The 22,625-nt window shown below is 32.6% G+C and carries 18 protein-coding genes and 2 tRNA genes; 11 read left to right on the forward strand and 9 right to left on the reverse strand.

Annotation, left to right across the window (positions count from 1 at the left end; translation table 11 throughout):
* Nucleotides 1–2: 2 nt before the first annotated feature.
* Both AAGD39_RS05025 and AAGD39_RS05030 read right to left on the reverse strand, forming a co-directional pair.
* A complete protein-coding gene (locus AAGD39_RS05025) occupies nucleotides 3–2,000 on the reverse strand; it encodes an acetyl/propionyl/methylcrotonyl-CoA carboxylase subunit alpha (protein WP_341756300.1) in 1,998 nt (665 codons plus the stop codon).
* Nucleotides 2,001–2,241: 241 nt separating this feature from the next.
* The gene (locus AAGD39_RS05030; protein ID WP_341756301.1) at nucleotides 2,242–3,786 is read right to left on the reverse strand and encodes an acyl-CoA carboxylase subunit beta; all 1,545 of its coding nucleotides are present in this window, start codon (nucleotides 3,784–3,786) and stop codon (nucleotides 2,242–2,244) included.
* 206 nt (nucleotides 3,787–3,992) lie between these two features.
* Here AAGD39_RS05030 and AAGD39_RS05035 point away from each other — a divergent pair, with 206 nt between their 5' ends.
* Nucleotides 3,993–4,412, forward strand: a complete 420-nt coding sequence (locus AAGD39_RS05035) for a carboxymuconolactone decarboxylase family protein (protein ID WP_341756302.1) — start codon at nucleotides 3,993–3,995, stop codon at nucleotides 4,410–4,412.
* Nucleotides 4,413–4,642: 230 nt separating this feature from the next.
* Nucleotides 4,643–5,293: a ribulose-phosphate 3-epimerase gene (gene rpe / locus AAGD39_RS05040; RefSeq protein WP_341756303.1), complete on the forward strand. Its 651-nt coding sequence runs from the start codon at nucleotides 4,643–4,645 to the stop codon at nucleotides 5,291–5,293.
* Between the two features lie 55 nt (nucleotides 5,294–5,348).
* On the opposite strand, the gene grxD is transcribed toward rpe, so the two are convergent.
* Nucleotides 5,349–5,687, reverse strand: coding sequence for a Grx4 family monothiol glutaredoxin (gene grxD / locus AAGD39_RS05045; RefSeq protein ID WP_341756304.1), 339 nt, complete (start codon nucleotides 5,685–5,687; stop codon nucleotides 5,349–5,351).
* 51 nt (nucleotides 5,688–5,738) lie between these two features.
* Here grxD and nth point away from each other — a divergent pair, with 51 nt between their 5' ends.
* Entirely contained in the window at nucleotides 5,739–6,377 is a 639-nt protein-coding gene (gene nth, locus AAGD39_RS05050; RefSeq protein WP_341756305.1) for an endonuclease III, read from the forward strand.
* 253 nt (nucleotides 6,378–6,630) lie between these two features.
* Here nth and AAGD39_RS05055 read toward each other — a convergent pair whose 3' ends face one another.
* A complete protein-coding gene (locus AAGD39_RS05055; RefSeq protein WP_341756306.1) occupies nucleotides 6,631–6,918 on the reverse strand; it encodes a transposase in 288 nt (95 codons plus the stop codon).
* A gap of 239 nt (nucleotides 6,919–7,157) precedes the next feature.
* Nucleotides 7,158–7,234: transfer RNA gene (locus tag AAGD39_RS05060), tRNA-His, on the reverse strand.
* Between the two features lie 301 nt (nucleotides 7,235–7,535).
* Between AAGD39_RS05060 and AAGD39_RS05065 the strand changes: the two genes are divergently transcribed.
* On the forward strand, nucleotides 7,536–8,252 hold the full coding sequence (locus tag AAGD39_RS05065) for an HD domain-containing protein (protein WP_341756307.1): 717 nt from the start codon (nucleotides 7,536–7,538) through the stop codon (nucleotides 8,250–8,252).
* Here AAGD39_RS05065 and AAGD39_RS05070 read toward each other — a convergent pair.
* Complete coding sequence (locus AAGD39_RS05070; RefSeq protein WP_341756308.1) at nucleotides 8,209–9,546, reverse strand: MFS transporter; 1,338 nt, start codon at nucleotides 9,544–9,546, stop codon at nucleotides 8,209–8,211. The genes AAGD39_RS05065 and AAGD39_RS05070 overlap by 44 nt on opposite strands.
* Before the next feature lie 150 nt (nucleotides 9,547–9,696).
* Nucleotides 9,697–9,858 (reverse strand): hypothetical protein, encoded by a 162-nt coding sequence (locus tag AAGD39_RS05075; RefSeq protein ID WP_341756309.1) that lies wholly within the window; start codon nucleotides 9,856–9,858, stop codon nucleotides 9,697–9,699.
* 616 nt (nucleotides 9,859–10,474) lie between these two features.
* On the opposite strand from AAGD39_RS05075, the gene AAGD39_RS05080 reads away from it, so the two are divergent.
* From AAGD39_RS05080 to AAGD39_RS05110, 7 genes are all read left to right on the forward strand, one after another.
* On the forward strand, nucleotides 10,475–13,963 hold the full coding sequence (locus tag AAGD39_RS05080) for an acyl-[ACP]--phospholipid O-acyltransferase (RefSeq protein WP_341756310.1): 3,489 nt from the start codon (nucleotides 10,475–10,477) through the stop codon (nucleotides 13,961–13,963).
* 226 nt (nucleotides 13,964–14,189) lie between these two features.
* On the forward strand, nucleotides 14,190–14,996 hold the full coding sequence (locus AAGD39_RS05085; RefSeq protein WP_341756311.1) for a DsbA family protein: 807 nt from the start codon (nucleotides 14,190–14,192) through the stop codon (nucleotides 14,994–14,996).
* Between the two features lie 309 nt (nucleotides 14,997–15,305).
* Complete coding sequence (locus AAGD39_RS05090; protein WP_341756107.1) at nucleotides 15,306–16,058, forward strand: IS5 family transposase; 753 nt, start codon at nucleotides 15,306–15,308, stop codon at nucleotides 16,056–16,058.
* A gap of 405 nt (nucleotides 16,059–16,463) precedes the next feature.
* A complete protein-coding gene (gene rho / locus AAGD39_RS05095) occupies nucleotides 16,464–17,816 on the forward strand; it encodes a transcription termination factor Rho (protein ID WP_341756312.1) in 1,353 nt (450 codons plus the stop codon).
* 20 nt (nucleotides 17,817–17,836) lie between these two features.
* The gene (mdh, locus tag AAGD39_RS05100; protein WP_341756313.1) at nucleotides 17,837–18,784 is read left to right on the forward strand and encodes a malate dehydrogenase; all 948 of its coding nucleotides are present in this window, start codon (nucleotides 17,837–17,839) and stop codon (nucleotides 18,782–18,784) included.
* A gap of 570 nt (nucleotides 18,785–19,354) precedes the next feature.
* Nucleotides 19,355–19,440: transfer RNA gene (locus AAGD39_RS05105), tRNA-Leu, on the forward strand.
* A gap of 26 nt (nucleotides 19,441–19,466) precedes the next feature.
* Nucleotides 19,467–20,042 (forward strand): NifU family protein, encoded by a 576-nt coding sequence (locus tag AAGD39_RS05110; RefSeq protein ID WP_341756314.1) that lies wholly within the window; start codon nucleotides 19,467–19,469, stop codon nucleotides 20,040–20,042.
* 171 nt (nucleotides 20,043–20,213) lie between these two features.
* On the opposite strand, the gene AAGD39_RS05115 is transcribed toward AAGD39_RS05110, so the two are convergent.
* Both AAGD39_RS05115 and AAGD39_RS05120 read right to left on the reverse strand, forming a co-directional pair.
* A complete protein-coding gene (locus tag AAGD39_RS05115) occupies nucleotides 20,214–20,954 on the reverse strand; it encodes a TatD family hydrolase (protein ID WP_375359840.1) in 741 nt (246 codons plus the stop codon).
* A gap of 41 nt (nucleotides 20,955–20,995) precedes the next feature.
* Complete coding sequence (locus tag AAGD39_RS05120; protein ID WP_341756315.1) at nucleotides 20,996–22,006, reverse strand: mitochondrial fission ELM1 family protein; 1,011 nt, start codon at nucleotides 22,004–22,006, stop codon at nucleotides 20,996–20,998.
* Nucleotides 22,007–22,625 lie beyond the last annotated feature (619 nt).

Genomic DNA, 22,625 nt, shown 5'->3' on the forward strand with positions numbered 1-22,625 from the left:
ACCTAAGCAAATTCTAGTAATACCTGACCACTAACCACCTGATCCTTTTCATTAACTAGGATTTTAACAATTTTTCCATTACGTTCAGCAACAAGTATATTTTCCATTTTCATAGCAGTTAAAACCATAATCTCTTGACCAACAATTACTTCACTACCTTCTTGCACTTTAATTGCAATAATTTGCCCTGCAAGCGGAGCTTTCATCTCTGTTTGCTCTTCTTGGATATTTTTGGTAATCATTAACGCTTCTAGTTCGGACATTCTTGGAGAACGAACATAAGCTTTCACAGTAATGCCTGAATGTGATAACATATAGCCTGTTACGATATTTTCAATTTTTACATTGGCTTTTCTACCATTTACAATACAGGGAAAAAGCCTACTACCTAAAGTCCAATTACTGCGTATGTAGATTCTATCATTTTCTTGTCTTATGTTATAACCATAATCTACGGATTTAATTAACACTGAAAATAGCTTGTCATCAATTGATACAACCCATCTAGTACCAATTTTATTGGTTTGATCGATTATTTGACCAGAAATTAACGATGCCCGTTTCTGCTCAGCCATATAAATAAAAATGGTTGTAGCAAGGAATATTTTAGTAATTTCAGATGTTAAGCTTGCCCCAGAGAAACCATCTGGATATTCTTCTTCTATAAACGCGGTATTTATATCACCTACTATAAAGCGAGGATGTGATATTACTGCTTCTAGAAAACTAATATTATGGGAAATACCTTGTATTATATAGGAGCTTAAAGCAGAACGCATAACTTCAATAGCTTGCTCTCTAGTTTCTCCATAAGTACAAAGTTTTGCAATCATTGAATCATAAAACATACTGACTTCCCCTCCAAGTCCGAAACCAGTATCCACACGGATATTAGCATTCTTTGGGGGCTCTGAATATTCAGTAATTCTACCACCAGACGGCAAAAATCCACGTATTGGATTTTCTGCACAAATTCTAGATTCAAATGCGTGACCCTTTAACTTTATATCTTCTTGGGAAAATGATAATTTCTCACCAGCAGCAATTTTTATCATCTCTTCTACTATATCAATACCAGTAATTAGCTCCGTCACTGGATGCTCAACTTGTAGTCTAGTATTCATTTCAAGAAAATAAAAATTCTTATTTAAATCAACTATAAATTCAACTGTACCAGCAGAATAATAACCTACTTTACTAGATAAAGCCACGGTCTCTTGATACATTTTTTGTCGTATTTCCTCGGTAATAAAGGAGCTTGGGGCTTCTTCGAGCACTTTTTGATGATAGCGTTGAATTGAACATTCTCTCTCACCTAGACACACACTATTACCATACTGGTCAGCTAATAATTGTATTTCAATATGCCTTGGGGACTTAATTAATTTTTCAATGAATAATCTACCATCACTAAAATTATTTACTGCCTCAAGCTTAGCTGATTCAAAGGCATTAGCCATTTCCTCAGAGTTCCTCACCACTCTCATTCCTCGTCCACCGCCACCAGCTGTTGCTTTAACTATAACAGGGAAACCTATTCCCTCTGCAATTTCTATTGCCTGATTTATAGTACTGATAGTACCCATATAACCAGGAACTGTGCTGACTCCTGCTTCCAAAGCGATCTTCTTTGCTTCAATTTTATCGCCCATTTTCTTAATGGCAGAAGCATTTGGACCTATTAAGGTTACTCCTTCCCTTTTTAGAATATTTGCGAAATTTGAATTTTCTGATAGAAACCCATATCCTGGATGTACCGCCCCAGCACCACTCGCTCTAATAGCATTTATAATATTTTTAATTGACAAATAACTTTCAGTGGCAGGAGAATTGCCGATATAATAAGCTTCATCAGCATATTGTACATGCATTGAATGTGTATCAGTTTCCGAATATACTGCAACTGATGTAATACCCATCTTTTTTAGTGTTCGCATTATTCTCAAAGCTATTTCACCACGATTGGCGATTAGAATTTTATCAAATAACGGTTTAGTCATAAAATCTCGTGCTTAAATATAATATTAGGTATTATACCAGATGTTCTGCTCCCCACTAATAGGTAATTAGAAATAATTTCACTAATTTTTGTGTGTATCTTCTTCACAGCTATGAGATACACACAGAATTAGTAAGATGGTGTGTACCTAAGTGTTATTGTGAGGAGCAATAACACTGCTTGTTACTAATAGACGAAGTATACACTTTACTAATTTTTGCGTATATCTCTTTGATTAGTGCCTATAGTGGCAAGTTATCATGTTTCTTCCATGGTAACTGTACTTTCTTGTTTTGAAGAAAGTTTAGTGCTTTGCATATACGCCATCTAGTGTTTTGAGGTTTGATAATATCATCTAGATAGCCCCTAGACGCTGCAACAAAAGGAGAGGTAACAGTATCTTTATACTCCTGAATCTTCTGTTTTTTTGATTCTGGATATTTACATTCTTCTTTAAATATTATTTCAGCAGCCCCTTCAGCCCCAAGTACCGCAATTTCTGAATTAAACCAAGCGTAATTGACATCACCACGAAGATGCTTTGAGTTCATTACTATATAAGCTCCACCATAAGCTTTCCTAGTAATTATGGTAATTTTTGGTACAGTTGCTTCAGCATACGCATATAATAATTTTGCTCCATGTTTAATAATCCCATTATACTCTTGAGCAGTACCAGGTAAAAAACCTGGTACATCAACTAGAGTCACTATCGGAATATTAAATGCATCACAAAAACGTACAAATCTTGCTGCCTTTCTTGATGCGTTAATATCCAAACAACCAGCTAAATGTAATGGTTGATTCGCAACAAATCCTACAGATTTTCCTTCCATATAACCAAAGCCGATTATAACGTTTTTAGCAAAATCTGGTTGCAACTCAAAAAAGTCTCCTTCATCCACAATACGCTCAATTAATTCTTTCATATCATAAGCTTTGTTTGGAATGTTTGGGACTAAGGTGTTTAGAGACATATCAACTCGATCAGCTGGATCTTCGGTACGACGACATGGTAGTGGATTACGGTTTGATAGAGGTAAAAAATTAAAAAATCTTCTAGTTTCTAGAAGTAGCTCTATATCATTTTTAAAAGCAAGGTCAGCAACGCCACTCTTTGTAGTATGCATTTTTGCACCACCAAGCTGTTCTTGGCTTACCTCTTCACCTGTAACAGTTTTAACTACCTCCGGTCCTGTTACAAACATATAAGAAGTATTTTTAACCATGAAGATAAAATCTGTTAAGGCAGGAGAATAAACAGCCCCTCCAGCACAAGGTCCCATAATTAAGGTGATTTGTGGAATAATACCGGAAGCAATTACATTGCGTTGGAATAATTCGCCATAACCAGCGAGAGCATCGACTCCCTCTTGGATTCTTGCTCCTCCCGAATCATTTATTCCAATAACTGGGGCTCCTACCGCCAGAGCAGAATCAAGTATAGAACATATCTTTTTAGCATGATACTCACCAAGGGAACCACCGAATACCGTAAAATCTTGACTATATACAAAAACTAACCTACCATTTATGGTGCCATGTCCAGTTATTACAGCATCACCTAGGAATTTTTTATCGTTCATTCCAAAATTACTACATCTATGTTCAACAAACATTCCTGTTTCTTCAAAACTCTCAGGATCTAGCAATAGTTCTATTCTTTCCCTAGCAGTAAGCTTACCTTTCTTATGTTGTACGGCAATTCTTTCTTCCCCTCCCCCTTGACGGGCATTATTACTCTTTTCATCAAGTGAATCAGAAAAATTTGCAATATGTTGATTCATATATGGCTATTATAGTTCATTATAATCATAACTCGTAGTATAATAACAAAATGATGAAAAGATAGTAGAAATTTATTTGAATAGTTATAGAATTTAACTTATTACTGAATTTGTCAGTTCTTTACTTGACAGATGAAATGGTTTAGATATAGACATTGTTCAGGAATAATATTTACTAAATAACTAAATAATACTAAAGGAAAAAAATGAATTATGCCGAAATCTCTAAGAACACAATGTCATGTATATATAAATCTTATGAAAGTCTTAATGAATCTCCTCTTGATAATGGACTAAGATCCTTAATTGAACTGAGGGTATCACAAATAAATAGCTGCTTTTATTGTTGCAATTTACATCTTACAGATGCTAGAAAGAATAATGTGCCTCAAAAGAAATTAGATTTATTACCAATTTGGTCCTCTAGTAAAGAGGTATTTAGTGAAAAAGAAGTTATAGCTCTAAGATGGTGTGAATTAATAACGCGGGGTTTCTTCGAGGAAGTTGACGCAATGAAAGGTGAAATATTACAGTATTTTTCTGAGAGAGAAATTGTAGATATTACTATTTGTATTTCAATTATGAATGCCTTAAACAGAATAGCTATAAGCTTAAAAACACTTTAACTGTAGGTATATATCTATAGTTTTTGGGTGGTATAACATAAGTGATATGTATTTTATAGAATGCAGTGAAAAACTTAAAAAAGTTTATAGGAAGGGTTTTATAACAAAGGAAAAGTAGCAGAAATTATAAAATAGTGACAGTAAATTTCAAGAACTGTCTCGTGCTTTAAAACAGAATATAGTAAGAAGGCAAAATAGCCAAAAAGTTCATATTGAGGATAAAAACAAAAGTGAAAATAATTAAGATCGCACCTTCTTTACTATCAGCAGATTTTGCTAATTTACAACAAGAAATTAGTTCTTTGGAAAAGGCTGGTGCTGATATGATCCATATAGACGTTATGGATGGACATTTTGTACCTAATTTAACATTTGGACCTCCTATAATAAAAGCCTTGAGACCTCATACTATATTACCATTTGATATCCATTTAATGATTAATAACCCAGAATATTCGGTTAAAGATTATGCTAATAGCGGAGCGGATCTTATCACTATTCACCCCGAAACAACTACCCATCTTGACAAAACTTTAAGCATTATGCAAAATTTAGGGGTAAAAGTAGGAGTGGCACTACTTCCTTCCACTAATCCAAATTCTATAGATTATATCATTGATAAATTGGACATAATTTTAGTAATGACCGTAAATCCTGGCTTTTCTGGTCAAAAATTTATCGAGAATCAGTTAGAGAAAATCGAAATTATTTCAAAAAAAATCAAAAATTCCGGCAAGAGCATATTGCTGTCTGTTGATGGGGGAATAAATGATGTTACAGGCAAGAATTGTATCAAAGCCGGAACAGATATTTTGGTATCAGGTAACTTTATTCTTCAATCAAAAAATTATCAAAAACAAATAAATTTACTAAGACGTTAATCTATTTGTCCAGCTTTTAAATTTCCCTACTTGTCTTTATTGTTAAAAATGAAATTTAACTCTTAGTTGATGTTATATGTTTGTCTTTTAATAATGAAACAAGATCACCATTTTCATACATTTCACGTACTATGTCGCAACCACCTATAAATTCTCCTTTTATATAAAGCTGTGGTATGGTAGGCCAATCACTGAAAGATTTGATATCCTCACGTAAGCTAAGACTGGTCAAAATATTAATATCACGAAATTCTATGCCAAGTTTTTTTAAGATAAAAACGACAGTAGCAGAAAAATTACATTGAGGAAAATTGCTAGTGCCTTTCATAAACAACACAACATCATTATCAGCAATTTCATTTCTTATAAAATCAAAATTTTTATTCTCTAACATCCTCAAACCTGATACAAATTATAATTTCTTTTTACTCTTAAATGTTGTATTATGCAAGCTCAAATAATAGATAAAATTTTTGAAATTTTAAGCCAGAATAATGCTAGCCCTCGAACAGAATTGGAATATGTTAATAATTTCACACTATTAGTATCAGTCGTATTATCCGCACAAGCAACTGATATTTCAGTTAACAAAGCAACAAGGTTGTTGTTTGGGGAATATAATACACCGAAAAAAATATTAGAACTTGGGGAGGAAAGATTAAAAAATTATATAAGATCAATAGGTTTATTTATAACCAAAGCAAAGAATATTGTTGCGCTTTCTCGTATTTTGATAGATAAGTATGATAGCAAGGTGCCAAATAATTTTGACGAATTAATTAAATTACCTGGCGTTGGAAGAAAAACTGCTAATGTAGTATTAAATTGTCTATTTGATAAACCAACTATAGCAGTTGATACACATGTATTCAGAGTTTCTAGAAGATTAGGGTTAGCAAGTAGTAATACTCCCAAAAAAGTGGAATTTGAATTACTTGAAATTATCGATACAAAATGGTTACAACACGCTCATCACTGGTTAATATTGCTTGGTAGGTATATTTGCAAAGCACGAGTACCAAATTGTCCTGCTTGCCCAGTGAAAGAATATTGTGAATATTATGCTAATAATTTTCTGAAGTAGCAAATTATTAGTTTTATAGCTAACACGATTAGTATTTAGCCATAGTAAATTGACATCATTGCGAGCGAACGTATGTGAGCGTGGTAATCCATGAAGGTGGTTATAGTGACCCCAATTGTCAAACCAAAAAAAATAAGTTAATCCATTAATTCATCAATCAAATAAGCTTTGTTAACAGTGTCTAATAACCTTGCTTGTTGCCTAATTGACAGATTATCGTGAATATCTAACATACTGACTCTACTATTATAATCTACAGTTTTAATTTTTTTTTAAGAAAATTATTTTCAACTGTAATTTCTCCAATCAGCTTATGTAAAATATTTATCTCTTGCTCTAATATTTTCAACTGCTTATTTCTTTCTGATTCGGGCAGAAAAATATCTTTAGCAGAGTCAAGTAATTTTGCTTTCCACTCATGTAAATTAGTTTGAGGCACCTTATGTTCACTACTAATCTCCACTACACTCTTTTTATCACTAATTAATTCTATAGCTAACTTCGCCTTAAATCCTGGTGCATATTGTTTCTTAATACTCATTTTCTTTCCTTTCAATTTACTTGTTTTTAATAAATTTACTCGGATTAATATATTTTTTTGGTCCTATTTTAGGGGGCATTATAGTTCAATTTATCAAAAAGGTTTAGCAGGAAATTGCCCTAATTTTTATGATAAATTGACAAATATATTAAGTTTAGATAGTGTTTAAATATTAATGCAAATTATAGGAGAAAAGCTTATTAGTACTAAGGCTTTAAGGGTTGCAACTAATAAAAATCTGGGGCGAAAGACGGGACTTGAACCCGCGACCCTCAGATCCACAATCTGATGCTCTAACCAACTGAGCTACATCCGCCATATAATCTGTGCTAAAGTAAATTATTATCACTTGTAAGTCAAGTATATTTAAGGAAAAATATTTCTAGGACGGTGTAAAAGTTGCAGGAAAAACAGTCTAGAGACCCAAAACGTTATTGCAAGGAATACCAATAAACCAAAGAAAAACCTAGGAAGAATTTATACAAAGGATGTAACTTAAATAGAACAAAGTATAAAAATTACTTATTTTTTTAATCAATATATAATAAACTATTGCAAGAAATTTTATTTCTAGTTATTATATACTTTATAATTAAAATAATGTAGTGGATAGTTATATGGAAGATTCTAATACTTTAGAGTATGCTTGGGAAGAAAGATATACAAATTGTCAATATGCTGAAAAATTACTCAATAGGCTATCTGAGCTTAACAAGCAAGTAACGCATCCAGTAGATATTAATGAGATTCAAAAAGGTATCTATTATGCTAAAAAATATCATGGTAGCCAAATACGACAATCCGGCGATCCCTATTATTCTCATCCGATAGAGGTGGCATACATGGTTGCAGAATATACTACATTAGAAATGTCACAATATTTCAGGACTGATATGATTATTACTAGCTTACTGCATGATACTCTTGAAGATACGGATTTGAGTGAAAAGATGATTTTCATGGTTTTTGGTGAACAAATTGCTAGCCAAGTAGTAGATTTAACCAGAGTTAAAACCTATGGCAAGATTAGTGCGGCAGAAACATTGAATATACTATTTCAACAAAAGAAATATGATATTTTATTGATTAAGCTATTTGACCGACTTCATAATATGCAAACTATTAGTGCTAAATCTCCAGATAAGATTCAGAAGATAATAAGAGAGACTTTAAGAGAGTTTATAGTGGTGGCTATGTACCTTGGAATGCCAAAAGTAGAACAAGAATTTAAAAGAATTTGTTTACAGAAGAAAGTTATACTTCCTAATTTCATGTCGGTTGAACAAATATTTAATTATGAGCATAACAGCCAGCTTGCTTCTCCAATTTTATAAAATGTCTTAGGCCAAATGCATAGCCTGCACAAGTTGGTATCATTACAATTAATAGTCCCCAGTGACCAAAATATTCTGTTAAGTATACCATGCCAAAGACGGTGATAATAGACATTATCATACGTGCAAAAGCATATGCAAGGCTACCAGCAGTAAAGCGTTTGAAAACAGGTAAGTGTTTAAAAAAGATTGGCATAGCAGTTGTAACGCTTGGTCCTAATGCAACAACAAAGGATTGAATTAAAAATAATTCAAATGTACTGTGGATATTATACAAAAAATACGGACATAATAAAATAAAGGTAAAAATTATTATTATCATTACTTTAAGAATCTTTAATGGATATATTCTGTAACTTAAGTAAGTTAATACTATAGAAGCAGCTAACTCTATTATTGATATGATAAAGTTCTGATGAATTACTTCTGCAGTCGTATAATCAAAAGAATTTTTTAGGATATTGCCACAATGAATATATGAGAAATAAAGCCAAACTGGCCAAGAACATTGTAATAAAAACAAAGAAAAGAGTGTCTTTTTACTGATTTTTTCTTGTACAATAGGATTATCATTTAATATATTCACATCTTCTTGAGCTTCCTCTAAAGTCTTTTTTATTCGACGTTTTGCATCTGCGAAATCTGGTGTTTCCCTTAGGGTTGTCCTAGCAACTGAGCCTATTACGGCAATCACCATGCCGAAAGCAAAGGCATAACGCCAATTAACTCCATATAATGTTACCAGCGATGCTATACCTAAAGCAAATGTTGTACCTATACTGCCACAAACCGAAATTGATGTTACAGCTGGATATTGTATAGGAGGTTTTATTGTCTCAGTTAAATAAAGTTCTGCCCCTATTCTTTCTCCCATGGAGGTTATACCTTGTATCACACGACATATTGTAATAATCCAAGAAGCAGTAACACCTATCTGGGCGTATGTCGGGAGAATAGCTACTATAAAACAAGAGAAAGCCATCAGTAACGTTGTAATAATCACTGTTTCTCTACGACCTATATTATCACCTATCCAGCCAAATAACAAGGCGCCAAATGGTCTAAGAACATAAGTAGAACAAAAAGCAAACGCAGTAAGCAAAGAAGTGCTAAGGGGACTAGCTGGTTCAAAAAATAGTTCATTCAACAATGCTGCCATGTGAATATAAAGCATTAGATCAAAATACTCCAAGAATGTTCCTACTGAGAGTAATCCGATAGCAGATTTTTGTTCTCTAGTGAGACTAATGCAATCATGAGTAACCCTAGCATTTAGTTGAATATGTTCACTCATAGCTGATTTAATGTTACTGTTAACCTCGGATAGTTCATATTTCTCCAATTACTATAAAATGTTATCCTGAATTTATTGCAGGATTTAAGCTACACTTAACATATCCCTCGCCCCTTTCATGATAACCTTTTCTGTTCCGATTTCGCAAGGTTAACGCAAAACAGGATTGCTTTGTTGGCTTATGCTTTTCGCAATGATAGTTTTTTCTAAACTCTTGCATAACCAAACAATATACCAATGGGAATGGTAAGAATTCTTCCCACCAAGCTTAATATCTATTGCCCTAGCTAAAGAAGCTAAATCATCAGTCATTGTTACATTTTTATCATCTTTAAAGTTTAGTCGAAATAGCTACTAATTATGATTAAATATAACCTAGATTAAATAGTCAACTAATTTTATATTAGAATATTATTTTTCGTTAATAAAAATAATATTCAATAATTCACAGCATTGGATATGGTTTTAATGGTTAATATCTCCTTAATTTCATGTGGTATTTTAGCAATATCTCTTTTATTACCTTTTGAGATGAGTACTTAGACACTTATATCTTTAAATTATGATACAAGTGTCTAGACACTGTTAACGAAGCTTATTTAATCGGTGAATAAAGTCTTTTTTGTTGCAAATTATAAGATTTTTTTGAAATAGGTATACTTTCCGGCAAAAATCTTATTAATTTTCGCTAAAAAATCCATTAATTCATCAATCAAATAAGCTTTGTTAACAGTGTCTAATAAATTCATCAATTTAAGCATCTTGCCTCTATTTATCCTTTATCTACCATAGAATAAGGCATAGTGTACTCTAAAATTTGGGGTTGAATGATTTCATTTTTGGTTTGTTAGGTGGTTTGAATCAGATTATTTGACATAATGCAAGGAATTGCATACTATACCGCAATTATAATGTCTTTGGAGAAAGCATGCCATCAAATCGATTATATTTATTTCGAGATACGCGTTTTTTGCCTATCTTTATAGTGCAATTTTGTGGTTGTCTGAATGATAGTATACTAAAAAATGCTTTAATTATATTAATTATCTATAAACTATCTAGTCAATTGATAGGATCAACCCAATTGCTTGTACTCGCTGCTAATACTATTTTTGTATTGCCTTTCGTCATATTTGCAAGTATTGCAGGACAAATAGCTGATAGGTATGAGCGATCAGCTTTAGTTAAAATTATTAAATTATTTGAACTCGCCATAGTGCTTCTTGCTACTTATGGATTTTTTAATAATAATTTAGTAATACTTTTTTTATCTATATTTCTTATGGGTATACATTCGACATTTTTTGGGCCAATTAAATACAGTGTTCTACCAGACCATTTATACCGGAATGAATTATTGGGAGCTAATGGATTCGTTGAGGCAGGAACATTTATTTCTATTTTAGTTGGTACTATTATTGGAGGATATTACACCATAAGTGGCAATTTAATAATCACTATTCTGATAATAATTGCTATAGTTGGCGTTGTTGCTAGTTATTTTATGCCAAAATCGAATAATTCTAACTGTGAAATCAAAATAAATTTAAATTTATTTCGTGAAAGTATAGAGATGATTAAATATGCTAAAGCTAAAAAGCAAGTATATCTGGCAATTCTTGGTATATCTTGGTTTTGGTTTATTAGTGCAGCAATACTTGCTCAAATTCCATCTCTTGCTAAAGATACTTTTGGAGCTGATGAAAATGTTGCTAATTTGTTCCTTGCAACATTTTCAATTGGAGTAGGGGTTGGTTCTTTTTGGTGTAGTAAGATTCTTGGAAATGAAATTACCACGAAATATGTTTTTGTCTCGGCGATTGGCATCAGTATATTTGGTATTGATTTATTCTTCGCCAGTCGAATTAGTGCGGTTCATTATGAACCGGAACAGTTAAAGAGTATATTTGTCTTTTTATCTAAAAAGCATAATTGGCGGATCATTATCGATTTATTTTTTATAGCTGCTATTGCGGGGCTATATATTGTTCCACTTTTTGCAGTATTACAATATTTGAGTTCTTCAGCTCATCGTAGTAGAATAATTGCTATAAATAATTTTGTTAATGCTATATTTATGGCTGGGTCTACTGTAATACTATCACTGTTATTCTATTGGGAATATTCAATACCATCTGTTATATTATTCATTAGCCTGCTTAACATAGTGGTCGCTTATTATATTTATCAATTAATTCCTGAAGTAAAAATAGTACCTTTTGCTGTCAATCGAGCTATTTTAAAATTTCTTTTTGATTGTATGTACAGAGTGGAAGTGAAAGGTATTGAAAATTTTTATAAAGCTGGCAAAAGATCAGTAGTTACCGCCAATCATATTTCATATCTTGATCCTGCATTACTTGCAACTTATCTACCTGAAGAGATGACTTTTGCCATTAATACAACTATGGCTAAAGTGTGGTGGGTAAAACCATTCTTAACAATGGCAAAAACTTTACCAATTGATCCTACTAATGCAATGGCTATAAAGAGCTTGATTAGGGAAGTACAAAAAGATAAAAAAGTTGCTATATTCCCTGAGGGAAGAATAAGTATTACTGGCTCCTTAATGAAGATATATGAAGGACCTGGCATGATTGCTGAGAAAGCTGATGCAACAATTTTACCTGTAAGAATAGATGGTACACAATTTACTCATTTTTCTAAACTTAAGAATATATTAAAAACACGGATATTTCCTAAGGTTACTATCACTGTTTTACCACCAGTAAATTCTCCTACTAATCAGAATATGGATAATAGGGAAAAACGTAAATATATAGGTCAAGCTCTCTATGATATCATGGTTGATATGATATTTGAAAGCTCCGATTACCAGAATACCATATTTCAGTCTCTCATTGATACAGCAAAAGCTTATGGTTTTAACAAAAAAATAATCCAAGATATTGATGATAAGTATGTTACCTATCGTCAATTAATATTACAATCTTTTACTTTAGCAAATTTAATAAAACAGGATACAGAAGTAGCTGACTATCTAGGTATTATGCTACCTAATATGGTTGAAACTATTATTATTTTTTATGCTATGCAAGCCTGCTGCCGTCGACCAGTGATGATTGATTATATGAGTGAGGTTAGCAATATAGTAGCTTCGTGTGAAACAACTTCAGTAAAAACAATATATACTTCAAAACAATTTGTTGAAAAAGCTGGTTTACAAGAAGCGGTGGTAAAGATTTTGGAAGTTAATATAAAAGTTATTTACCTTGAAGATTTAATATCAAAAATTAGTTTATATTTAAAAATTAAGGCGGTGATTGGTAGCTTCTTTCCACAGAGTTATTATAGCAGTATGTGTAATAGTTATGATGACAGTGATCCAGCAGTTGTAGTATTTACTTCAGGTACTTCGGCAACTCCTAAAGCTGTAGTCTTATCACATAGAAACCTGCAAGCTAATAGATGCCAGGTTTTAGCTAAGTTACATTTTAGTCTAGATGATTTTGCCTTTATGGCTTTACCATTATTTCACTGTTTTGGTTTATCTGGTACAATAATGATGACACTTAACGGTATACCAGCATTTTTATATCCTTCTCCTTTGCATTATCGGAGTGTTCCTGAGGTAATATATGATATCGGAGCAACGATTATGTTTGGTACGGATGTATTTTTACATGGTTATGCCACCTATGCTCACCCTTATGATTTTTATTCTATAAGATATGTGTTTGCTAGTAGTGAGAAACTGAGAAAAGAAACAACGCAATTATGGCTTGATAAGTTTGGTATAAGAATTTTTGAAGGGTATGGTGCGTCTGAAACATCTCCAATAATAGCGTGTAATACTCCAATGCATTATCGTGGTGGAAGTGTAGGCCGCTTGATGCCCAAAATAGAATATTATATTAAACCAATTAACGGAATAGAAGAAGGGGGGCAGCTATTTATCAAGGGACCAAATATTATGCTTGGCTATATGTACTCTAATAATCCTGGGGTTATTCATCCTACATCATCAGAAGATTTGGGTCTAGGTTGGTATGATACTGGGGATATTGTAAAAATTGATAAAGATGGTTATCTTACCTTATTGGGTCGTACACAACAATTTATTACAATAGAAGAAGTAAACTCATTGCTATTAATAGAGGATTTAGCTAATATGGTTGATGTTGATAGTAGGCATGTAGCTGTTTGTCCTGATGATGGTAATAAAGACAGGCAAATTTTTCTCTTTACCACCAGTCAGACTATGAATAGAGAAAATTTTATAGAAATGATGGCTAAAAATGCAGTATATTTGAAACAAAATACTGCATCAAAAAGCTATTTACCAGTAGTTATTTCTGTTAAAGAAATACCAATTCTACCAATAGGTAAAGTAAATTATAGGCAAATAACTAAAATGCTTGAAAATTATAGAAAAGTCACTACAATGCTAGAATGAGGTAGGAAACTTATATTTTATAGAAAAATTGATGTAGCTAACGTTACGCCAAATTCACATATGTCATTGTAAGAAGGCGCTTTAGTGGCGACGAAACAATCCAAGAAAGTGATTATATTTGGGTTGCTTACACACTTCTAGCAATGATGGAGTAATGCTAATCAAATTAGCTATATAAACCTTTTTTCGTAATCTAAAATTGAATATATTTAATAGAAAAGATATTATGCATAATGTTATTAGTAAAGTATTATTGATTATTGTCGTTGTCCTAATAGCATTATTTGCTTATAAAACTATTAAGACTCCTAATGCTGTTTCTGCTACGGTTTCGATTAACACTGCCGATCAGCAATTATTAGAAAAAAAAGAAGCAGTAGAAAAAATTGAGCAGATTGTAAAAGAATATTTACTAAAAAATCCTGAAGTAATAATTCAGTCAATAGAAGGTCTTCAGCGGCGTAAAATGCAGGAAATGGAAATAAAAACTGCTGAATATATCAGAAACAATAAATCTGAAATAGAAAATTCTCCTACATCTCCAGTGCTTGGTAATACTAATGGCGATATAACCATCGTTGCTTTTTATGATTATAGTTGTGGTTATTGTAAAAAAGGTAGTCATTTTATTAATCAGTTAATTAAATCAGATGCGAACGTTAAAGTTGTTTTGCAACTATACCCACTTCTTGGTGATGCATCTAATTATGCTGCAACTATTGCTTTGGCTGTTTATAAGACAACTCCTGATAAGTTTCAGGATATTCATAATGGTTTAATGGAGCTAAAACCTATTACCAAAGAATCTGTAGAAGAATTGCTACTAGCAAATGATTTAAATCTTGAAGTAATCACAGAAGAAATTAATAAAGGGGAGGTAAAAAATCTTCTTGACAAAAATGTTAAATTAGCAAAAGGCTTAAAGATACAGGGAGTTCCTGCCTATATTGTTAATGGTAAATTAATAGCGGGCATGATGGATATAGAACAATTACAAAAAATAATTGCCGATATAAGAAGTCAAAATAAATAATAATTATATACTGGTATATTTCAAATAGATTTGGAGAATTGGATTTGAAGGTGTGGGGCAAGCCCACTCAGCGTATATGGGTATGCGAATCTCTAATATTTTCAAAAATAATGCTTTAAAGCAGCATGGTATATTTGCTATTGATTGTGACCTTTTAATTACTTTGGTACGGTTGTTTTGTATAAATTGTTTGACAAATGTGAAATAATTTGATAAATACTAGGTTCTGTGAAGTTTTGTAAAAAAATAAATTAAAAAGAAGGAGAGGTAGTGTATTTTCTATTTTAGACAATCAAAAACACTACCGGAATGAATTATCATATAAAAATCAGAGAATGGCAACAAATTATTGAAATATTAAGAAAAAGAAAAGATATAAAAACAAGAAATGAGGATAAGCTTAGACGATTTATTGAAGCAATATGGTACATAACACGTTCAGGATGCCAATGGCGGTTGTTACCGAGTGTTTATGGTTCATGGCGAGCAGTGCATATGAGGTTTAAAACTTGGTCTAATAAAGGAATATGGACCGATTTGTTTGAGCAAGTACAAGCTAATCCTGACATGGAATCAACAATGATTGACGCTACTATAGTTCGTGCCCATGCATGCTCAGCAGGTTATAAAAAAGATAGCCAAGATCAAGAAGCTTTAGGGCGTAGTAAAGGAGGTTTTACTACTAAAATCCATGCCTTAGTTGACGCTCTTGGTAATCCTTTAAAGTTTATTTTAACTGCAGGTCAAAGACATGACATTACACAAGCCAACTCATTGGTTAAAGATATTAAAAATACTATGCTCCTTGCCGATAAGGCATATGATAGCAATGCTTTTATTGAGCAGCTTGAAGAGCAAAATTGTATAGCTGTTATTCCATCAAAAAAGAACCGAAAACAGCAAAGGGAGTACGATAAACATATCTATAAAGAACGTCATTCGATCGAATGTTTTTTTGGTAAAATTAAACATTTTAGACGAATTTTTTCGAGATTTGATAAAACTGCTACTGCTTTCTTGTCTTTTTTGCAATTTGTTGGAGCTTTTATATGGCTTCGTTAGAAAACTTCACAGAACCTAATATAATTGGTGCTAGTGTTAATATCCCAAAGTTAAGTTAGTTACCCGAAAATATAAATGCTCTCTATGTTTTACTTAAACCTAGCTGGGTTGTTGGAATTTTGTGATGCTAATTTCTTAGAATCATTCTAGTAGTAGTCTAAACCTCAATCTTTAAGTAACTTAATCTTTCATAGGTTTCATGATTTTTCCGGTTTTTAAGCAATAAACCTCTTGCAAAACTAGCTATGAGAGAAGAATTTTTAATAAAAATTAATCAAAAATCGTAACTAGTACTTAAAATAAATGTACGCGAATATCCACTCGATTGATTTTGACAACAAAATGACCTGAAAGAATAAAATTTCTATAGCAGTCTCATCTTAACTAATCTAAAGAAAATAAAATATGGCAAGAAATACAGTAGCTGACAATAAGGAATCATCTGATAATCATTACAATAATGGTATCAAGTATGATAGTTCTAATAATGATGGTATTATTACCGTCAATCTTAAACAATTAAAGCGGAAATCACCTGAAGAGTTACAAGTACAAGCAGAAAATCTTAATATTGAAAACTCTAGTGCTTTGCTAAAACAAGAGCTAGTCTTTGCTATACTCAAGAAATCTGTTGAGCAGGGCGATTTGATTTCAGGAGAAGGGGTGCTGGAAATTCTACCTGATGGATTTGGTTTCCTTAGATCCCCAGAGGTAAATTACTCCGCCGGTCCTGATGATATTTATATTTCCCCAAGCCAGATTCGTCGTTTTGGATTACGTACAGGGGATACGGTAGAAGGGCAAATTAGAGCCCCAAAACCGGGAGAACGTTATTTTGCATTATTAAAAGTAAATAAAGTTAACTTTGAAGACCCTTCTAAGGCATATCATAGAGTACATTTTGACAATTTAACGCCACTTTATCCTGAAGAGAAATTATCACTAGAGCTAGAAGATAATAGCAAGGATTTTAGTACAAGAATAATTGAATTGGTTGCTCCCATGGGTAAAGGACAGCGGGCGTTGATTGTTGCTCCCCCAAGAACTGGCAAAACTGTTCTATTGCAAAATATCGCACATGCTATTACCACCAATAATCCAGAAGTATTTTTAATTGTTTTGTTAATAGACGAACGTCCAGAAGAAGTTACTGATATGCAGCGTTCAGTGCGTGGTGAAGTAGTTAGCTCAACTTTTGATGAACCAGCTATTAGACACGTTCAGCTTGCAGAAATGGTTATTGAGAAAGCTAAACGGTTAGTAGAGCATAAAAGAGATGTGGTAATATTGGTTGATGCGATAACGAGACTTGCACGAGCTTATAATACTGTTGTCCCATCGTCTGGTAAGGTTTTGACAGGAGGGGTTGATGCCAATGCATTACAACGACCAAAAAGATTCTTTGGGGCGGCAAGAAATATTGAGAATGGTGGTTCATTAACTATAATAGGAACGGCTTTAATTGATACCGGTTCACGTATGGACGAGGTGATCTTTGAAGAATTTAAAGGTACCGGTAATTCCGAGATAGTTCTTGATCGCAAAATAGCTGATAAACGTATTTATCCTGCAATTGATATTACTAAATCTGGTACACGTAAAGAGGAGTTGTTGGTTGATAAAGCCATTTTAACCAAAATGTGGGTTCTTCGTAGAATCATTAACCCAATGGGAACTATAGATGCAGCAGAATTTTTAATTGATAAACTTAAAAACACTAAAACTAATACAGAATTCTTTGATTCAATGAATTCATAGAATGCTTTTCAGGAGGAAGTATGGCTAAAAAAACAAAAATTACCTTAATTGGTGGTGGCAATATTGGTGGAACACTAGCACATTTGATAGCCTTTAGAGAACTTGGTGACGTAGTTATGTTTGATATATCTAACGGTTTCCCACAGGGTAAGACTTTAGATATATCACAAGCTGGAGCTATTACCGGTTCAGATGTAGTTACCATAGGTACTAATGATTATAAAGACATGGAAGGTTCAGATGCAATAATTGTTACAGCCGGAGTGCCACGTTTGCCTGGAATGAGTCGTGATGACTTAATTAATGTTAATAGCACTGTTATAAAAACTGTGGCTAGCAATATTAAGCAATATGCACCGAATGCTTTTGTCATTGTTGTAACCAACCCGCTTGATGCGATGGTTTATGTAATGTTAAAGGAAAGTGGACTGCCTAGCAATAGGGTAGTTGGTATGGCCGGGGTACTTGACTCCGCAAGATTTAACCTTTTCTTAGCCCATGAGTTTAATGTTTCTGTAGAAAATGTTAGTAGTTTTGTCCTTGGAGGGCATGGTGACTCGATGGTTCCTTTGGTTAGATATTCGACAATTAATGGGATACCAGTTTTAGATTTAGTAGAAATGGGATGGTCAACGAAGGAGCGTATTGATGCAATAATAGATCGTACAAGAAATGGTGGTGGAGAAATTGTTTCACTACTTAAAAGTGGTTCTGCCTATTATGCTCCAGCAACATCTGCTATTGAAATGTTAGAGAGTTATCTAAAAGATAAACGCAAAATATTAAGTTGTGCGGCTTATCTTCAAGGGGAATATGGAGTAAAAAATATGTATGTTGGTGTACCGGTTATTATTGGTAAAAATGGTGTAGAAAAAATAGTAGAAATAAAATTAAATGATGAAGAACAAAATTTATTTAACAAATCAGTAGATGGAGTTAGGAAGTTGATTGAGTCAGTAAAATTGTAAACTTATGGTTAACCAAAATAGTATTTATCCATAGCAAACTGACGTCATTGAGAAGCTATGTGATGCACGAAAATTAGTAATATTGATACATCTTTTAGTTAAACATCATTGTAAGGAATCACTTTAGTGACGACGTGGCAATCCAAATTACTTATTGTATTTTTTGTGTATTGCTTTGTCACAACAAAGCTATTGTTCGTAATGACGTTGAAGAATTTTATGTGTATCGCCCAGATTGATAGAGACCGATTTAACTGTAACGAAGCAGTCTAGATTTATATAAGCCTAAACATTGGTGATACGCTACGCACCACGTAACAAAATGGAAGAAACTACCAAAATATGTGCAGTTTCTTAGAAGAAGTTTTTAGCTATATGACAGAAAAGAATCTAAATAATCCTTAAAATTTAAGGTCTTAGCAACAGAAGTGTAATTTTTAAACTGTCATGAGTTATAAAAATACTTGCTTTTTGATATTTTTTTTATTAATCTGTGTAATCTTTACATAATCTGCAATAGCCAAGTTATTTCAAATGTAGCTGTGTGAGCCATCAGGATTAACTTACCTTGCCCGCGTGATGGAATGGTAGACATAACGGACTTAAAATCCGTGGGGTGCAAGCCCTTGCCAGTTCAAGTCTGGCCGCGGGTACCATTTATTTTTTATCAAGGAAGATGTGTATGTTTATTCAAACTGAAATTACTCCTAATCCTAATGCGATAAAATTTTTCCCTAATATATCAATTAGCCCTAATCAACCGATGCATTTTAGTAATCTTGATGAGGCAAAAGGTAAAAGCAGCTTAGTAGTTCAATTGTTCAGTATAAATAACATAAAATCGGTATTTCTTGGTAGTGACTTTATTACTATTACTAAGGAAGAAGAGAGTGATTGGTTGGTTTTAAAACCTGAAATTTTGATGATTATTATGGATCATTTTACTTCTGGTTTTACTGTTTTTGATGGACAAAATTTTGAAGAGCAAAATGCTAAATCTAGCGTAAATAATTTTGACGAGATGTCTGAAATCGAACAACAGATTGTGGAAATTATTGAAACACGTTTACGTCCTTCTGTTGCCATGGATGGAGGCGATATAATATATCGAGGGTTTGAGAATGGAGTGGTAAAATTACAGTTGCGTGGATCTTGTAAGGGATGCCCTAGTTCTAGTATTACTCTAAAAAATGGTATTGAATCAATGCTTAAACACTTCATTCCTGAGGTAGAATCTGTTGAAGCTGTAGAAGATTAGATACTGTTAACAAAGGTGTATAGTGACCCGAATTGTCAAACCAAAAAAAATAAGTTAATCCGTTTTTAACTATGTAGAAATTAATTATTTTTTATAATTAAAAATACAGATAATACAAAATTTCAACATAGTTAATTCTCTTTTATTGGCCGATAAACATCAGCTGGTCTTTTATAATTGAGAGATTGTTTTAGTAAATAAAGACATAAAATTTTTGGAAGTAGCATTTGCTATTGTTTCTATATTTGTTTCTTTTATTTCAGCTATTTTCTCTGCTACATATTTAACAAAAGCCGGTTCATTTTGTTTGCCTCGCATCGGAACAGGGGCAAGATAAGGAGAATCTGTTTCAATTAATAATCGGTCTAGTGGAATATAACGTACTATACCCTGCAAAGCGGTGGCATTTTTAAAAGTTACAATTCCAGCAATTGATATATACATACCAAGGTCAAGCATTTTCTTTGCCAAATGCTTTGAAGCGGTAAAGCAATGAATAAGACCGCGAAACGCGGTATTTTGCATTTCGCTACTTATAATATCAATAGTATCTTCTTCTGCTTCTCTTGTATGGACTATAATTGGCAATCCCGTGCTTTGAGATGCTTTTATATGTTCTTGAAAAGAACATATTTGTTTATTTTTGTCGAATGTCTGGTAATAATAATCAAGACCAGTTTCACCAATTCCAATAATTTTCGGGTGATTACAATATTCCATTATAGTTTCACACGAGATAATTTCCTTGACCTCATTAGGGTGAATACCGCACGAAGCAAATATGTTACTGTATTTTTTGATTATTTCTAGAATATCCGGGAATTCCTCAAGAGTAGTACATATAGTCTGCATGTACTTAACATTATTATTTTCAGCCCTGCTTATTATTGCTGATAAATCTTCTCTTAACATGTTAAGGTGACAATGAGAGTCAATTAATATACCATTCTGAATCATGATTTTACCCAATTTTTTGCAACTATTATATTAGCTATTTTTTCTACTTCATTAAGTGGAGTATAATTATATTGTTCAAGTTGAGTTACAGATTGGTCTAATATTTTAGCTATTCCTAACTCTAGCAAATTTTGAGTAAATGATAGATGTTTAGGTGATTTAAAATTACTAGGACAGAATATATAAAGAGGTTTGCCAGTGGAAGCTGCCTCACTACACATAGAAATCGAATCAGCAGTAGAAATTATGTAATCTGCCTGTGCCAACATACCAAAATAAGGGTTAGGTTTAGATTCTCCCTCTGTTGGATCATAAATAATAGCAGACGAAGGTACCTTATTTTTGATAATTTGTTTTGCTGAATTAGGAGTACGTCTACTAAAGCTAATAAACAGGGTATATTCTGCATCTTGATTTTTACTAATATTAGATAATATTGCAGCAAATTCACGAGCATTCTCGTCGGTAAACTGATAATTTTTGCTATTACCACCAATAATTACCGATATAAATTGCTTAAGATTTGGATAATTTTTATGTAATTCGATACCACCAGCCTGTATTTTTGCTTGGACATTATTAAGAGCCCCAGTAATTCTTAGTATATTCTTTTCATTTGTACATAGCTCTTCTCTGCTAACCTTATCGTGATGTGGTAAAATAATTAGGTCAAATTGCTCAAATGGTAGGTTAGGGTGCATAATTTGCACAATTTTTACTTTACCAGCAGACTTGTGTTTTAAATAACTTGCTAAAGAAGCAGTTCTTCTCCCAGCAGAAATTATTAAATTAGGAAACCCCTCCATTTCCCACGATTGTAACAGCTGCTTTTTTACATGGATAGGGCTGAAGGCTAATAAAAAATTTGGTAATTTACCCCAAAAATTATAGTCAACAGGTTTTAATTGGTAACCAAAACCGATTTTCTCTGCTAGAGCTATGGCTTGATTTACATTACCTACCCTGCTATCAGCTAATACCCAAATTTTAGCTTTAATAGTATACATGTTTAATAATTCTCATTTTTCTGGGTTGTTTAGTCGCAGCGAAGTTGCTTCCTATAAGTTTTATAACACTCTCCGCACTATACCTATTGCCACGAGATTTTTTTAAATCTTTGACTTTTTCTAGAGATAAAGATATGCTCATCATGATCTATTATTTATAGTTGAAAAATCTTTAACGGAATACTTACACTATTATCATTTATTATATTCTAGATTTTTTTACTTTTATTCAATTTTTTAAAATTTTCAATCATTTTACATATTAGCTAAAAGTAATTAATATTCAACTTATAACCTTTGCCGTATAATGGTTACAACGATAGAACCTCCTACAAACTTTTAATATTTATAGTACTATTCTTAATACAATTGTCTCACCCATCCTCCCAAATTAAGCTAATATTAGCTTAATTGATTATGACTTTTAAACTGTCATGTTATTCTGGCTAGCTATAAAGGTGTTGCATTACAAAACTTTTTATGTTTAGATTATACTGCTGGATACATAGTTTTTTCGGAAAAAAGAGATTCTCCGTTACATCCCGAAACTTTTTATTTATACGTGTTACAAATCTTTGAACGTTCACCAATAAAGTTGCTGATACAGAAAATCTTATTC

This window comes from Candidatus Tisiphia endosymbiont of Nemotelus nigrinus, from assembly GCF_964026475.1.
GTDB lineage: Bacteria > Pseudomonadota > Alphaproteobacteria > Rickettsiales > Rickettsiaceae > Tisiphia.